Source organism: Streptomyces sp. NBC_01808, assembly GCF_035917395.1.
In the GTDB taxonomy this organism is placed as follows: Bacteria; Actinomycetota; Actinomycetes; order Streptomycetales; family Streptomycetaceae; genus Streptomyces.
This window is the reverse complement of record NZ_CP109072.1, coordinates 6665079-6680149: the sequence shown is the minus strand read 5'-3', so window position 1 is coordinate 6680149 and position 15071 is coordinate 6665079. Positions and strand designations below refer to the sequence as shown.

The following is a 15071-nucleotide window of genomic DNA, read 5'->3' as shown; positions in this document are numbered from 1 at the left end:
TATGGCAGTCGACAGAAGTGACCCACGGCCCCTGCACCAGCAGGTCGCCCAGTCCCTGCGCCAGCAGATCCTGGGCCACGACCTGCCGCCGGGGGCGCCCCTGCCGAGCGAGGCCGAGCTGTGCGCCACGTTCGGCGTCGGGCGCAGCGTCGTGCGCCAGGCGGTGGCGGGGCTGGCGGCCGACGGCCTGGTCATCCGCCGCCAGGGGCGGCCGACGCTGGTGGCGTCGCCGGCCGAGTACCGGCGGCTGGTGCAGCGGGCGACCGGGCTCTCCGACCAGTTCGCCGTCGCCGGGCAGGAGTTGCACACCGTCGTCCGCACGCTGGGCCCCGGCACCCCGCCGCCGCGCGCGCAGGCGTTCCTGCACACGGCGGAGGCGCTGCGGCTGGAGCGCCTCCGCCTCGTCGGCGGCGACCCGCTGGCGTACGTACGCACCTGGCTGCCCGCCGCCAAGGTCCCGGGGCTGCGCGCCGAAGACCTGACCGACGCCTCGCTGCACCGGCTGCTCACCCGGAACTACGGGCTGCGGCCGGTCAGCGGGCGGCGGCAGGTCCGCGCGGTCGCGGCCGACGACATGCTCGCCGAGGCGCTGCGCACCGAGCCGGGCGGGCCGTTGCTGATGCTCGAAGGGGAGACCACCGACCAGCACGGGCACGCGCTGGAGTGGTTCACCACCTGGCACCGCGCCGACCGCGTGGTCTTCGACATCGACGTCTCCGAGACCACCGAGACCGTACGGCTGAGTGCGCTCGACGCCGAAGGCACCGATGCCCCCGAGGCCCCCGAGGCCGGCCCGGGCACCAGCGGGACCGGGGCACCGGCACCCGCCGACCTGGAGCGGGCCCGCGAACTCGCCGAGGAACTGCGGCGGCTGCTCGGCTGACCGGCCCGGCGGGCCGACCGGACCGTACCTCCCGGTCAGTACCGCCGGCGGGTGGCGTCGACGGTCTCGGCCCGGGAGCGGTCGGCGAAGAGACCGTCCTCCGCCCCGCGTACCGCGAGCAGCGCGTCGAAGAGGTGGTCCCCCATCGCCTTGCGCAGCACCACCGAGCCCCTGAGGTGCCGTACCGCTTCCGCCAGACCGGTCGGCAGCCGCTCGATGCCGCGCTGCGCGAGTTCACCGGGGTCGGCGTGGGCCGGGTCGTCGGTGAACTCCTCGGGCAGGCGCAGCGCGTCCTCGCGGCCCGCCAGCCCCGCGGCGATGACCGAGCCCACCACCAGGTACGGATTGGCCGCCTGGTCGAAGCACTTGAGCTCGGCGTTCGCGCGCTGGGCCGCCTCGCCCGCGGGCCCGGTGATGAAGCGCAGCGCCGCCTCCCGGTTCTCCCAGCCCCAGCAGCGGTAGGCGCCGGACCACGACGACGGTGCCAGCCGCAGATAGCTGGCCGGGGACGGGCAGCCGACGCCGGTCAGGGCGGGCAGCGACCGCAGCAGCCCGGCGAGGAACGCCTCGCCGTCCGGCGTCATGCCGCGCGGGCCCGTACCGCCGTGCATCAGGTTCTTCTCGCCGCGCCACAGGCTCAGGTGCACGTGCCCGCCGTTGCCGATGCCGGAGTGCCCGGGGAGGGGCGCGAAGGAGGCCCGCAGCCCGTGGGCGTGGGAGACGGCCCGTACCGTGTGCCGGACGAGGACGGCGGTGTCGGCGGCGTCCAGCGGGGCTTCCGGGACGGTGGAGATCTCGAACTGCCCCGGCTCGTACTCCGGGTGGATCTGGAGGACCTCCACGCCCTGCGCGGTGAGCGCGTCGACGATGTCGAGGAGGTACGCGCCGGAGTCCGCCAGCCTGGCCAGCCCGTACGCCGGGCCTTCGCCGAGGGCGCCGGGGCCGACGCTCCACTCGGTCTCGAACCCCATCCGCAGGCTCAGCCCCTGGCCGGCCGCGGCGCGCACCATGCGGTTGACGAAGGACCGGTGGCACCCCGGGTACCGCTCGCCGTCCTGGCTGTACCGGTCCGCGGGCGCCCACGCCCAGCCGGGCTGTGCGGCGAGCCGGGTGAGCCGGTTCAGGTCCGGCAGCAGGAGCAGGTCGCCGACGGGGCCGCCGTAGCCGTCGGTACGCGCCATCGAGTCGTCCACGAGGAAGGTGTCGAACACCGGGGACATCCCCACGCCGTGGACCGCGAGCCGGGGAAGCCGGGCGAGCGGCACGGTCTTGACCCGGCCGATGCCCGCGTTGTCGACCCAGCTCAACGCGATGAGCCGGACGCCGGCCTCGGACATCGCGGCCATCGCCCGGTCCACCGATGCCGCTCCGTCAACGGTACGCACAGTCATGCCCACATGATTGGGCCGGACGGGTCACCGGCGCCCCCGCCACTCCGACGGCGGACACGGTGTTCACCCGATCGGCGGCAGCGACGTCCCGCACCGGCGGGTCGACCCGGGGCCCCGGTGGGCTCGTTCAGCCTGGCAGGTCCTCGGGGCGCTTCTTCGCGAAGATGCCTTCGAGCATGCCGGTGGCCTGCCCCACCTCGATCAGATAGCCGTCGGGGTCGCGCAGGTAGCAGCGCTTCTCCGCCCCGCGGTCGATGGGCGGCGTGACGAAGGTGGCTCCCTTCGCGCTCCACTCCCGGTAGACCGCGTCGATGTCGGCGACGCGGAGGTTCATGAAGCTGGAGACGGTGTCGCCGGGCTCGTAGTCCACGACGGTGATATCCGGCTTGTCGGGGGTCGGGCCGCCGCCCGGATTCATGATCACCCACGAGTTGGCGAGCTTGACGATGCAGGGGTTCTCCTCAAGGACCACCTGCCCGCCCAGGACCTCGCTGTAGAAGGCCCGGGAGCGGGCGATGCGCCGGACGGTCAGGAAGAGCGTCACGACCATCCCGGTCTCGGGGGCGGGCAGGTTCTCCAGGTCGATGGCCGGCTTCCGGTCGGTCATGGCTCTCCCTCTGTCAGCGCGGCCCCGCCCGGCGGACGGGGTCGTCCTCCAGGGCGGCGCGGTCCCAGTCGCCGTGGAGGGCGGCCGCCTCGTACGTGGACTGCAGGAAGCCCAGCAGCAGGGCGTCGGAGTCCGCGGCGGTGCGTACGGTCTCGTACGGCAGGAGGAACTGCTTCCACTCCTGCGAGTAGGCACCGGCCGGGACCGGATGGTCGCTGAAGCCCGGCGGCTCCGGATAGGCGTACGCGTAGAACATGCCCTCGCCGTCGCCGCCCGGCCAGAAGCCGGCGCTGCTCAGCTCGTGCGAGTAGCCCTCGGTCATCACCCAGTCCGGGCAGTTGGGGGCGCCGCCTGAGTGGACGGGCGCGGTGCGTCCCGAGAACCGCGTGACGGCCATGTCCATGCCGCCCCAGAAGAAGTGCACGGGGCTGACCTTGCCGATGAAGCGCGACCGGAACTCGCTCAGCACCCGCGACGCCTGCACCAACTGGCCCCAGAAGGCGTGCGCGTGCGCGGGGTCGTACGCGGTGTGGGTACGGTCCTCGGCGAACGGGATCGCCACATCCACCTCGACCGGGCGGGCCAGAATGGAGACGTCGACCCCGGCCCGCTCCAGGGCGGCCATCGTCTCCCGGTAGAAGTCGGCGACCGGCTTCGCCTCCAGCGCGACGGTCTCCACGGCTCCGGCGGTGGTGCGCAGCCGCAACTGGTGGTCGACGAAGTCGAACTCCATGTCGAACGTGCGGCGGCCGGGGATCGCGGACGTCGTCAGTCCGCGGGCGGAGACGTAGAACGCCACCTGCCACCAGTGGTTGACCATCGGCGCCAGCGCCAGCCGGACCTTCCCGACGATCTGGGTCCACATGTGCAGGGTCTCGCGGGTGTCCGCCCAGTCCGCGACGCGCAGCGCCGGCCACGGGTCGGCGGTGGGAAGCACATTCGTCATCGACAGCTCCAGGACGCGTCAGTGGAGGTGCTGCTGCCAGTCCTGCGGAACCTTCCCCGCGGGCCCCGGCACGGGCTGCCCGTCGGGGTGCGCGTGCGGCGGGCTCATCGCGGGCCCGTCGACGAACTGCCCGGTGTCGGCGTTCCAGAACCAGTCCTCGCCGGGCTCGAAACTGGTCAGCACCGGGTGCCCGCTCTCCCGCGCGTGCCGGCTGGCGTGCTGCGAGGGCGAGGAGTCACAGCACCCGATCCGCCCACAGGCGGCACACCGCCGCAGGTGAAACCACCACCCGGGCCCCTCCCCGGCCAAACACCCGGCACACCCTTCGCCACTGGGGCTGGAGGCAGGATCGATCCCAGACATCCGCTCGGCATCCATACCCCCATGCTGCGCGCGAGGTCCGGCCAAAGCCTCCCGAGAGACCCATTCGAGTGCCACCGCACCGCCGGGCGGACCTGTAGGCCCGTCGCGAAGTCGCAGCTCAGCCCGCCTGTGTGGGGGTACGGACCGGAGCCCGTACCCCCACAGGGCCATGCGTCGTGCTGCTCCCGGCCCGGGGGCCTACGGCGTGCCTCCTCCGTTGCCCAGGGAGAGGCGGTCGAGGTCTGGGGCGGCGTCTGTGGCGTTGCCGATTCTGAGGGTGTTGGTGCCCGGCTGGAGGGTGATCGGGAGCGACGTCGTGCGGGGGGTGTTGTTGCCGATGTCCGTCACCGTCGCCTCCGCCGGCGGGCCGCCGTTGACGCTCACCTCGAACGTGCGCGTGCCGTTCACCGTGTAGTCGATGTACAGCGTCCGCTCACCGCCCTCGGCCACCCTCACGTCCGGGAAGACCACCGACGCCCCCCCGCTGCCGCCGATGTTGCGGACCTTCTCGTCGCCCGAGCAGGGGCCGCACCCGGTGATTCCCGTCGTGCCGAGGTCGTTCGCCGAGTCCTCCGCCTCCCGCATCCACGCCCGGTCCCCGGGCAGCGTCCGCAGCGACACCTCGTCCGACACGCTCTCGCCGCGCCCGAGCACGTCGAAGTCCGCCGCCACCGGGATGTCCGCCGAGCCGATGTCCTGCCCGGGCGGTGACGTGACCGTCCAGCTCGCCTCAAGCGTCTGGCCCAGCCGCAGCGACGAGGCCGTGGCCGGCCCGCCCTCCGCCGTCCAGCCGGCCGGCAGCCGCGGCGCGAGGCGGACGTCGGTGAGCTGCTCGTCGTCGTCCAGCCGGAGCTGCGCGGTGACCGTGGTCGAGCGCTGCCCGGCGCCGGCCCACTGCAGGCCGTGCGGGCGGACGGTGAGCGTCGTCTTCGGCCGGTACGAGGCCGGGGGCAGGGGGCCGACCGAGATCCGGTCCAGGCCGGGGCCCCGGCGGTCGGTGCTGAAGACCTTCACCGTGTTCGCCCCGGCCTTCAGCGGTACGGAGACCGCCGTGCTCTCCGGCACCTCCGCGTTGCTGCCGGCGACGGAGACGCCGACCGGCGCCGCGCCGTTGACGCTCACCGACAGCGACGAGTCGCCGCCCGCGGTGTGGTCGAGCTGGAGGCGGTAGTCGCCGTCCGCGGGGGCGCGGACGTCGTGGTACGTGACGGAGCTGCGCTCCCCGCCGCCGAGCCCGGCGACGTGCCGCGAGCCGGAGCAGGCGTCGCACCCCGCCGCACGGGCCCCGCCCTGGAGGCGGTTGTCCCGTGCCTCGGCCTCCAGCGGCAGCGCGGTGGGGGTGGCCGCCGGGCGGCCGTGGGCCACCTGGATCTCGTCGACGCGCAACTGGCCGAAGAACTCCGGGGCCTGCGGGCCGCCCCAGAGGCTGCGTACCTCCAGCTTGAGGTAACGGGCCTGCTGGTCGCCGATGTCGACGACCTGCACCCCGCGGGCGCTGCGCATCGCCCCGGCGCGTACCTGCCTGAAGTGCTTGCCGTCGTCGCTGGCGTAGACGCGGTAGTCCTTGATGCGCGCGGAGTCCTCGGGGCGGCCGAAGGTCGTACGGGCGTGCGTCGGGGACCACTCGCGCTGGTTGACCGCCAGCGCCGTGGCGGGCTTGCGCGCTCCCAGGTCCAGGGTGACGGAGGCGGGCAGTTCGGCGTCGCTGTCCCAGTAGGTCTCGTAGTCGCCGTCGGTGAGGTCGGCGGCCGGGTGGCCGGCGCGTGCGGAGGAGGCGGTGGCGGTCACCCCGGCGGCGTCGTAGTAGGGCTGCCGGCCGTCGGTGGTGACCTTGAAGACGGTGTCGTACGGGTCCCAGTCGCGGATGTCCAGGATCGACAGGTAGCCGCCGGACTGGCTGAAGCGCATCTCCTCGCCGGTGCGCAGGTCGGTCACCGCGGTCGCGCGATAGCCGTTGTCGCGCAGCCGGACGGAGTCCGTACGGGGCCGGGTGAGCACGTGGACGTACTGGGTACGGGTGCCGCCGTCGCCCCGGCCGACGGTGACCACGCCGTGGGCGCCGTCGTTCCAGAAGCCCGGCTGCATGCCGCCGTACATGTAGCCGCCGCCCTCGACGCCGTAGACCGACTCCCTGACGGGCTCGACCCACCGGCCCATGAAGTCGTTGAACTCCTCCTGCTGCGGCGGCATCTTGCCGTTCACCATCGGGGTCTCGGCCATGAGCGACTTCATCGAGGCGCCGGCGTTGGTGATGTACCGGCCGGTGCTCAGCCGGGCGTCGACCTCGTGGTCGCCGCCGTCGTACCACCAGCTACCGGTGGTGGGCAGCTTGTAGTCCGCCTCCGTCAGCCGCGGCATGGGCACGGTCACGGCGGACGGGTAGTCGTACGAGGGGGTCATACCGGTCTTCTGCTCGTTGCTGACGGTGTCCATGATCGGCGTGTCTTCGTTGTTGTTGCTCAGCAGCCAGTCGGGACGCCGCTCGCGGATCTGCTCGTAGAGGCCGTTCTCCTCCCAGTACTCGTTGTCGTTGTCGATCCAGAAGCCGGCCAGGCCGGGGTAGTTCTCCATCAGCTCGAAGAACAGGTCGTAGCTGTACATGCCGAACCCTGGGCGGGTGGTCAGGTCCACGTCCCGGCCCTTGTGGGCGGAGTACGCGGCCGAGTCGAGCGTCTCGACGCCCTGCTCGTTGTGCCACTGGGGGTCGTCGGTCATATACATGATGATCTTGACGTCCTTCTCCTGCCCGGCCGCGACGAGTTCGCCGAGCAGGTCGCGCTCCGTGGCGCAACTGCCCGGGATCTTCGACGGCCACGGGCGGGCGTAGCCGAGCCGGCTGTGGAAGGTCGCCAGCACGATGTACGAGGCGCCGAGCTTCTTCGCCTCGTCCACCCAGTAGTCCGCCGACCAGCCGCCCCCGGTGACGTCGCGCTCCCACTCCTCGCAGTCGAGGTGCCGGGGCGCGGTGAACATGCCCCAGTGCAGGAAGAGGCCGGCGGTGGAGTCGCGGAGCCACTCCTGCCGCGGATGCTGGACCTCCGCCTGGGTGGCCGGGGCGGCAAGGAGGCCGGCGGCCAGCGCCAGGACGAGCGCCACGAACAGGGCGCGCCAGCGGGAGAGCGGTGCTCTTCGCCGGCCGCGGTGTGAAAGCCGTGCTGCCATGTGTGTCACTCCTCGGGTCCTCGGAACCTGGCCTTCGCGCTTCTCCCCCACTCAGTCCACGTCCCCGTACGACGTCCCGACCTTCAGCGCGTCCACGTAGTGGTCGACAGCCGAGGATCCGGCGCCGTAGACGCCCCACTTCGGGTGGTTCTCGGCGTCGAAGGTGCGGCAGGCCCACCGCTGTGTGCCGTCGCTGAAGGTCTGCCTGGCTCCGTCGATCCACAGTTCGACCCAGCCGCCGCGGGTCTCGTCGGACAGGTGGAGGCCGACGACGATGTGGCTCCAGGAGTTCGCCGCGAAGGGGCGGGACCAGATCGTGTCCACGGTGCCGTCGGGCTGCCGCTGGATCATCGTCAGCCTGCCGTTGATCATCTTGAGCACCACCGGCCAGTTCTGCAGGTGGTCGCCGTAGGACTTCCACTGGAAGACCGCGTTGTTGTCCACCGCGGCCGACAGCTTGCTCGTCCAGCCCAGGTAGTACGTGCCGCCGTTGGCGAAGGTGTAGTCCGTACCGCCGACGGCGATGCCGCGGCTCTCGCAGCGGTCGGAGCCGGCGGGCTTGCGGAAGCGCCACACGTCGCCCCGCGCGGTGTCGGCGACCGCGGTCACGCTGCCGGGCGCGGCGCAGTTGCTGCCGATGTGGGCGAAGACGCCGGTACCGCGGGAGGCGTCTCCGTCCCAGATGACCGCCGCGTGCGCCTGGCCCGCGAGCAGGGTCGTCACCGCCAGGACAGCGGTGCCGAGCGTGGTCAGGGAGGTGCGCTTGTGCCTGTTCACAGGAGCCTCCTCGTCGGTGGCGTGGGCGTCAGGAGTCCCACGCGATCGCCGTGCGGGTCACGAACTCCACGGTCAGCGGCCGGTCGACGGCGAGCTTGAGGATCATGTCCGGCGTGGACTTGGTGAACGTACGCAGATCGAGAAGCAGATCGCCCTTCTCGTCCTCGGTGTAGGGCACGGCCCTTCCGTCGAAGGTCCTGACGGACCGCACCCGGGCGTTGAGGCGGGGCAGCCGCAGCCTGGCCGGCCTGAGGTCGTCGGTGAGGTGTACGTAGACCGTGCTGCCGCGGTACGTCGACCCGCCGATGCCGCTCGCGCGGTACGGCCCGCCGTGCGTCCCGACGATCGCCTCCCGCCCGTACTCCGCCATCCACTGACCGACCTCGCGCAGCGTCGCGGTGACGCCGTCCTCCAGGTAACCGGTCTTCGTCGGCGGGACGTTGAGCAGCAGGTTGCCGTCTCCGACGGCCGCCGCGACGAGGGTCTTGACCACGGTCGTGAAGTCGGAGTGCGGCCGGCCGGGCTGCCAGGACCAGTGCGGCGGGGTGATGGTGAGGCACGACTCCCACGGCCGGATCGGGTCGAACGCCCCGACGCGGTGCTCGGGTGTGCTGTAGTCCCCGGCGAGGGTGGCCGGCTTCGGCTCGAAGCCCATGGTGGCGTAGCCCCGGTCGTTGACCAGCAGGCCGGGCTGCAATTCCCGGGTCACGAACATGCCGAACCACAGGGAGGCGAGCTTGTCGCCGGCCTGCCGCGGGTCCGGGCCCGTCACCGACCCGTGCGCTGCCCGCGGCCCGCCGCCGGCCGCCCCCGCGGCGGAGCCGGCCGTGACGACGAGGGGTACGCCGAGCGCGGTCGCGAGCACGCCGCGCCGCCCGAACGTTGCAGACATCCGACTCTCCTGTCAGGGGATCGCGGAGGAACGTAAAGGCGGTTTCATCGGATGTCAATGGGCTACGTCGTCATCAAGTACGGGGCAAACAGCCCGACTTGGGACGCATTAGTCGGAGGTCTGACTCATGCAGCACGCACGCATCGGTCGTTCAGATATCCCACAGAAGCAATCAGAAAACAACAGTCACTGCGGGACCGGCGCCGGGCGCACCTGCCGTCGGACGGCTCCTGACCGCCGCCGGGCCTCCCTGCGGAACGGCACGAGGCGCGGTCGGAGCGCCGGACGAGCGTGAGGGGCCCCGGTCGTCAGTCCGCCCCTGCCTCCCCACCGGGTGCGGCGCGGGGGCGGGGGGCGACCGGGGTGCCGCCGGGGTCCGCCGACGGCGGGGCGGCGGCGGGGCGTTCCTGCTGCTCACGTACGTCGAGCGGACGGGCTTCCGCGTCGACCCGGGCACGCAGCAGGGTGGTGAAGGGGGAAGCGGGAGCGAGGACGTCCAGCAGGGCGTGAGCGCGGTGGCGCAGGTCGGCCAGGAGCCGGTTGCACGGGCGCAGCACGTCCGGGGACCTGAGGAGTTCCGTCAGCTCGCGGTGGTGGGGTTCGGAGACGGCGGCCCGGCTGAACAGCAGCCGCACCCGCTCCCTCTCCGTCTTGTCCGGCCGGTGCAGCAACTGCGCGAGGCGGTAGGTGGCCGTCCCGTTCCGGAGGTCCGCGCCGGTGCCGTCGCGCAGGTCGTCGTGGTCGTTGCGGAGCTGCGCCAGGATCCCCAGGACCTCGCCGAACTCACCCCACGCCGCGACCTGGTCCGCTTCGGGCCCGGCCACGGCAGACCCGGCGCCGTGCGCCACCCGGGCGGCCAGGAGGCAGGCCATGGCGTAGACCGCGCCGCTCTTCTTCCGGTAGACCTCGCGCACCTCGTCGGGCCCCACCTCGCCCGGCTCGTTGAGGAGGTCGCCGAGCTGCCCGTCGGTGGCGGCGGTCCAGCTTTCGAGGTAGTCGGCGGTCAGGGCGCGGCGCAGCGGCTCCGGCGCGGGCAGGGTGGCGAGCACGCGCAGCGGCAGTCCGTAGCCGCACTCCAGGGCGGCGGTCAGCGCGGCGCTCCCGTCCATCCCGTACGTCCGCGGGCCCGCGTCTCCGTCGACCACGTCGTCGAGCGCGTTGGCCGCCCGCCACCACAGCGCGTGCACCGCCGCGACCGGCTCGGCGGGCCCGGTGCCGCCGCGGATCGCCGCGTGCACGAGGAGGGGCAGGGAGAACTCCTGGGGATCGCGCCGGCCGCGGGCGACGAGCGTCTTCAGCGAGGCGTGGAGCATCGGGTGCGGGACCGCGTAGCAGCGGTCGATCAGCTCGTCGAGGTACTGCTGTACGCGCGGGAAGGCTGCCCGGAGGTGACTCTCCGGGCTCGGCCGGGCCTGGACGGCCGGGCCGTCACGGTGGAGGTGGCCAGAGGGCGGGTGGGACAACCTGGGCTCCAGGAGTCGAGGGCTGCGGAGGGCATCGCACGCGTCGGCAGGCGGCGTCACTCACGCTGCCGGCACGGACCGGCAGGAGCCGGCGGGCCGTACCGGCCCCTGCGCGGAGAGCGCGCACCGCAAGGGAACTATCGACCGGCCGCGCCCGGCCCCGATCCCGGCGGCGGTTGGCCCAACAGGGCTAACGGTGCCACCCCTCCGTATGCACACGGCCGGGGCGAGGCCACCCTGCGGCCGCTCTGCCGGGACGCGTCCTGGACCTCGGGACGCGTCAACGCCTTCGGCCACCTCATCGTGCCGGCACTGGCGACCCTGCCGATCGCCCTGGCCCTGCGCAAGCGGCTCCGGACCCCGTCCCGCTGCCGCGGGTTTCGGACCTCACGGCAGCAAGGAAGGGACACCGCATGACGGATTTCACGACGGCACCGCTCACGCCCGCGACATGGCGGGACTTCAGCGTCGACGACGCCCGCGCGGCGGCGGCCGTCGGCACCCGCTGCGTGCTCTACGCCAGCGGGCTGCACTCCGGCACCGCCCTCCGCGCGGAGGGCTTCCCGGTCACCCGGACCCTGAAGGACGCCTTGGCCACCGCTCTCGGCCCCACCCGATGACGGAACCGGAGACCGCCCAGGCGGACGGCGGCCCGCCGGGTCATCGACCGCACCGGACAGCCTTCCGTCCTCCGACAAGCCGGCGAGAGGATCCGTGGAGACGTGTCCGGGTGCGGGACGGGGTTCTACGCTGGGTCCTCGCTGCCGTGGCGGCACTCGGGGAGGAACGGCGTCGTGCATCTGATCGAATTTCCAGCAGGAACTCCACCTGGACCTGGATGTCGAGGCTCGCCAGGGTGTCCTCGCCGTCGGCGATGACCTCCGCGACGGCGCTCTCCAGTTCCTCGCCCGTACACCGGTAGTGGGCGAAACCGGGGACGGCGGACGACGACGCGTCCTCCTTCGTCCAGGACGACAGCACGTACTCGTCCGTCTCGACGTCGAACCACTCGACCTGTATGGCGAGGTAGGCGGTCGGCTCGCCGGCGGACGCCGGCACGGGAGCCAGGGTGCGGCGCAGCTCCTCCCACGCGGGGAGCAGGCCGAGCGCCGTCGCCACCGCGGTGTTCCAGTCGCACAGCCGGCCGGCGGACACGGCGGGCGCGAACGCGGCGACGTGCTCGACGTAGACCATGCGGGGCAGCAGTCCGTCGGACTGCGCGTTCGCCTCCAGGAGATGCTCGAAGGCGCGCAGGACGTCGGAGCGACCGGGTGGCAGCCGCTCGTAGACGCCGCGCGCCGCACGGTGCAGCTCCGCGACGGGCAGCCCCCGGCAGCCCGGCCGGCCCGGTCAGCAGCTCGCGGATCTGCGCCAGTTCCTCCGTCGTTGCCAACACATCCGACGATGCGGGAGGGCTGTTCGTCATGTTCGGCGGTGAGCGGGCCCCTGGTGAACCCGATCTCCTCCCACCCCCACCCGAGGGAGCCGGGGAGGCGGGTCAACCGGCCGCCCGGTCGCTGCGGGTCAACGGCCGCCCGTACCCTCTGCATGAGGACTTCGACGCCTTCAGCAAAGACGCGGTGGCGGGGAAGACCGCGCTGCTGAAGACGACGATCGCCGGCCTGAGCATCGACGACATGAGTCGGCTGTTCGGCGCCATGTCAGCGGCGTTCGGTGAGGACTCCCCCGAAACGCGCGCCGTGTCCGCTGCGGACTTCTACTGCCTGACGTGCTTCGAGGGCTACTCGTCGGCGGTCGTCTTCCTCCGCGATCGCCTGCACAGGGGCGGACGTGCGAACGCTCAGGACATCACCGAGTGCCGGGGCTGCGGCGGCCAGGATGCGGTGTGGATCTACCGGCCACCGCCGAAGGACCCCTCGTGAACCACCTGCTCACGCCGCTCCACACCCGGGTCGGCCAGCCGCCCCGGCCCCTCCGTACGCCGGTGAGACCTTTTGGCTACTGGAAGTCGCAGCCGGGGTTGGGGGCATCCTCCGACAGTGGTGCACCGTGAGGGAGGACATACAGCACGTCCAGGACGACGGGTGTGGTGCCGAGGTTGCGCCCGATGTGGACGTTCTGTGCACCGGAAGGTTCGGTCAACGCACTTCCCGCCTCGTAGACACCGTCGGACTTGCACGTGGAGTCGAAGTGGCTGAGCGTTCCCTTCTCGACGTAGCCGTACAGAGTGCCGTCATGGAAGTGCCAGCCGGTGCTCTGACCCGCAGGGATGGTGATCTGGCGCAAGAGGTAGTCCTTGCCGCCCACCGTCGTCTGCGCAATGGTCTTTCCTGTCACGCCAGGGCCACTTGGTGTCGCCCCGGCCGTGGCCACACCCGCCAGTGTTGCTGTCGCGGCGACAGCCGCGACCATTCCCACTCGCATCCGCTTGCTCATGTCGATGTCCTTACGTTCGGGACGGCCCTCGCCGCCCGCGGAAGACGCGGCGCCGGCGAACCGCCGGTACGGCGCAGCCCAGGGCCGAGCCCCGGGCACCCATCGGAACACGTCATCGCCTGGCCTCACGGCTCCGAAACCCCCGGCGGACTCGGACCGACGCCCTCACGTCGCGACCGTCGGGTTCCACCCGGAGACGTACTTCCACCTCCGCAACGTCACCAGCGGGCTCGCCCTCGACGGCGGTGGCGGACGCCGAACCGGGGAGCGACGCCAAGCAGGGGGCCTGGGACGGCAGTCCGGACCTGCTGGGGGGCGTTCGGCACGTAAGCCCGGGTGGGTCCGCAGGCAGGAGACTCCGGGAAGGGCTGACCGCCCCTCCCCGGGGAAGACGATCGTGAAGACCCCCGAGCGGGTGGGGCCGGTGGCGTCAGCGCCGGGCCCCACCCCCCGCACGCTGCTGACCGGCCACCGGGCAGCGATACGCCCCTGGAGGAACGCCGGCCATGAAAGTCCGCCTCGCCTACGGTACGAATGGGCTGGACATCGACGTCGACCCGGCCGTGACCACCGTCGTACGCCCCGTCCACCACGACGCGGCGCCGGACCAGGCGGCGGTCCTCGCCGCCGCCCTGCGGAATCCCGTCGCCGGGCCGCCGCTGCGCGAGCGCGTCCGGCCGGGCCAGACGGTGGCGATCTCGGTGTGCGACGGCACGCGCCCCCAGCCGCGGCACCTCATGGTCCCCGCGGTCCTCGCCGAACTCGACGGGATCATCCGCCCGGAGGACGTCGTCATCCTGGTCGCCACCGGCACCCACCGCGGCAACACCGACGCCGAGCTGCGGCGGATGCTCGGCGACGAGATCGTCGACCACGTGCGGATCGTCAACCACGACGCCCGCGACCGCGAGGAGCTGACCTGGGCGGGCACCCTCGGGGACGGCGTCCCGGTGTGGCTGAACTCCGCGTGGCTGCGGGCGGACGTCCGGATCACCACCGGCTTCGTCGAGCCGCACTTCTTCGCCGGGTTCTCCGGCGGCCCCAAGCTCGTCGCCCCGGGCCTTGCCGCGCTGGAGACCGTGCTGACCCTCCACGACGCCGCCCGCATCGCCAGCCCCCGGGCGACCTGGGGCGTCATCCACGGCAATCCCGTCCACGACGACGTACGCGCCATCGCCGAGGCCACCGGCGTGACGTACGCCCTGGACGTCATCCTCAACCGGGACCAGCAGATCGTCGCCGCCTTCGGCGGTGACCTGCTGCCCATGCACGCCGCGGCCACCGCCGCCGCCGGACGGCTGACCATGCGGCCCGTACCGCGGCCCTTCGACGTGGTGGTGACCACCAACTCCGGCTTCCCGCTGGACCAGAACCTCTACCAGGCGGTCAAGGGCATGTCGGCGGCGTACCAGGTGACCCGCCCCGGCGGCACGATCGTGTGCGCCGCCGAGTGCCGCGACGGCTTCCCCGACCACGGCTCGTACCGGGCCGTCCTGGCCTCCGAGCCCTCGCCGCAACGGCTGCTGGAGACGATCGAGGCCCGATCGGCCGGCGAGACGGTGCCGGACCAGTGGCAGGTCCAGATCCAGGCCCGCATCCAGGCACGTACCGACGTGCTGATGCACACCGGCTACCTCGGCGACGACGAACTCGCCACCGCGCACCTGCGCCAGACCCGCGACATCTCCGGCACCGTCGCGCGCGCCCTCGCCACCGCGGGACCGCGGGCGCGGCTGTGCGTCCTTCCCGAAGGCCCCCAGACCATCCCCTACCTGGCACCGGCGCCGGATGCCCCGCCGCCGGCGGCCGGGCGCTGACCGGTCTTGGCCGGCGGCAGGCCGGCGACAGGGCGGCGGCCCCGAGCCGGGTGGAGACGTAGGCGGCCGAACCGGCCGCGGTACGGCGGCAGGTGACGGCGGGCCGGCCCGCCAAGTCGCCCGAGCGGTAGTGGGCGAGAGCCTCGGTGGCGGGGTCGGTGAGCGTGATCTGATCGGACCACAGGGTGCCGGTCAGCCCGCTCGCTGGTCCACCAGGAGTCCCAGTCGAAGAGGACGGCGACCTCGGCCGGCTCGCGCCCGGGCGCCGGCCGCCGCCACGGGGCTTGACGCGTACCCGATGGCCGAGCACACTCCACCGCGGGGCCTGTTTGCGTAAACATCCTGATGGTGCCGGTGCTGTACGCACCTCCGC

14 protein-coding genes and 1 pseudogene are annotated in these 15071 nt (G+C 72.6%); 4 read left to right on the top strand and 11 right to left on the bottom strand.

Translation table 11 applies throughout. The annotated features are described in order from the left end of the window. The first annotated feature begins 1 nt into the window (after position 1). Positions 2 to 883, top strand: a complete 882-nt coding sequence (locus tag OG946_RS29490; protein ID WP_326798997.1) for a GntR family transcriptional regulator — start codon at positions 2 to 4, stop codon at positions 881 to 883. A 35-nt stretch (positions 884 to 918) separates the two neighbouring features. On the opposite strand, the gene OG946_RS29485 is transcribed toward OG946_RS29490, so the two are convergent. From OG946_RS29485 to OG946_RS29450, 8 genes are all read right to left on the bottom strand, one after another. Next, positions 919 to 2274 carry a glutamine synthetase family protein gene (locus OG946_RS29485; RefSeq protein WP_326798996.1) on the bottom strand — a complete coding sequence of 452 codons (1356 nt, stop codon included), beginning with the start codon at positions 2272 to 2274 and terminating at the stop codon, positions 919 to 921. A 127-nt stretch (positions 2275 to 2401) separates the two neighbouring features. Continuing rightward, a complete protein-coding gene (locus tag OG946_RS29480; protein WP_326798995.1) occupies positions 2402 to 2881 on the bottom strand; it encodes a VOC family protein in 480 nt (159 codons plus the stop codon). 13 nt (positions 2882 to 2894) lie between these two features. Beyond that, positions 2895 to 3827: a DUF5996 family protein gene (locus OG946_RS29475; protein ID WP_326798994.1), complete on the bottom strand. Its 933-nt coding sequence runs from the start codon at positions 3825 to 3827 to the stop codon at positions 2895 to 2897. Between the two features lie 18 nt (positions 3828 to 3845). Beyond that, positions 3846 to 4205 (bottom strand): UBP-type zinc finger domain-containing protein, encoded by a 360-nt coding sequence (locus OG946_RS29470; RefSeq protein WP_326798993.1) that lies wholly within the window; start codon positions 4203 to 4205, stop codon positions 3846 to 3848. A 183-nt stretch (positions 4206 to 4388) separates the two neighbouring features. Next, positions 4389 to 7352 (bottom strand): alpha-L-fucosidase, encoded by a 2964-nt coding sequence (locus tag OG946_RS29465; RefSeq protein WP_326798992.1) that lies wholly within the window; start codon positions 7350 to 7352, stop codon positions 4389 to 4391. Positions 7353 to 7403: 51 nt separating this feature from the next. Then, positions 7404 to 8129, bottom strand: a complete 726-nt coding sequence (locus OG946_RS29460; RefSeq protein ID WP_326798991.1) for a hypothetical protein — start codon at positions 8127 to 8129, stop codon at positions 7404 to 7406. Between the two features lie 28 nt (positions 8130 to 8157). Further along, complete coding sequence (locus tag OG946_RS29455; protein ID WP_326798990.1) at positions 8158 to 9021, bottom strand: alpha-L-fucosidase; 864 nt, start codon at positions 9019 to 9021, stop codon at positions 8158 to 8160. Positions 9022 to 9329: 308 nt separating this feature from the next. Beyond that, positions 9330 to 10484, bottom strand: coding sequence for a hypothetical protein (locus OG946_RS29450; RefSeq protein WP_326798989.1), 1155 nt, complete (start codon positions 10482 to 10484; stop codon positions 9330 to 9332). A 413-nt stretch (positions 10485 to 10897) separates the two neighbouring features. Here OG946_RS29450 and OG946_RS29445 point away from each other — a divergent pair, with 413 nt between their 5' ends. After that, a complete protein-coding gene (locus tag OG946_RS29445) occupies positions 10898 to 11104 on the top strand; it encodes a hypothetical protein (protein ID WP_326798988.1) in 207 nt (68 codons plus the stop codon). Between the two features lie 40 nt (positions 11105 to 11144). Here OG946_RS29445 and OG946_RS29440 read toward each other — a convergent pair whose 3' ends face one another. Next, positions 11145 to 11795 carry a hypothetical protein gene (locus tag OG946_RS29440; RefSeq protein ID WP_326800399.1) on the bottom strand — a complete coding sequence of 217 codons (651 nt, stop codon included), beginning with the start codon at positions 11793 to 11795 and terminating at the stop codon, positions 11145 to 11147. Between the two features lie 269 nt (positions 11796 to 12064). Between OG946_RS29440 and OG946_RS29435 the strand changes: the two genes are divergently transcribed. Then, positions 12065 to 12367 (top strand): hypothetical protein, encoded by a 303-nt coding sequence (locus tag OG946_RS29435; RefSeq protein ID WP_326798987.1) that lies wholly within the window; start codon positions 12065 to 12067, stop codon positions 12365 to 12367. A 76-nt stretch (positions 12368 to 12443) separates the two neighbouring features. On the opposite strand, the gene OG946_RS29430 is transcribed toward OG946_RS29435, so the two are convergent. Next, the gene (locus tag OG946_RS29430; RefSeq protein WP_326798986.1) at positions 12444 to 12881 is read right to left on the bottom strand and encodes a cupin domain-containing protein; all 438 of its coding nucleotides are present in this window, start codon (positions 12879 to 12881) and stop codon (positions 12444 to 12446) included. A 506-nt stretch (positions 12882 to 13387) separates the two neighbouring features. On the opposite strand from OG946_RS29430, the gene larA reads away from it, so the two are divergent. Then, on the top strand, positions 13388 to 14698 hold the full coding sequence (gene larA, locus OG946_RS29425; protein ID WP_326798985.1) for a nickel-dependent lactate racemase: 1311 nt from the start codon (positions 13388 to 13390) through the stop codon (positions 14696 to 14698). An 88-nt stretch (positions 14699 to 14786) separates the two neighbouring features. Here larA and OG946_RS36235 read toward each other — a convergent pair. Further along, a pseudogene (locus OG946_RS36235) lies at positions 14787 to 15008 on the bottom strand (hypothetical protein); the annotation flags it as partial. Between the last annotated feature and the right edge of the window lie 63 nt (positions 15009 to 15071).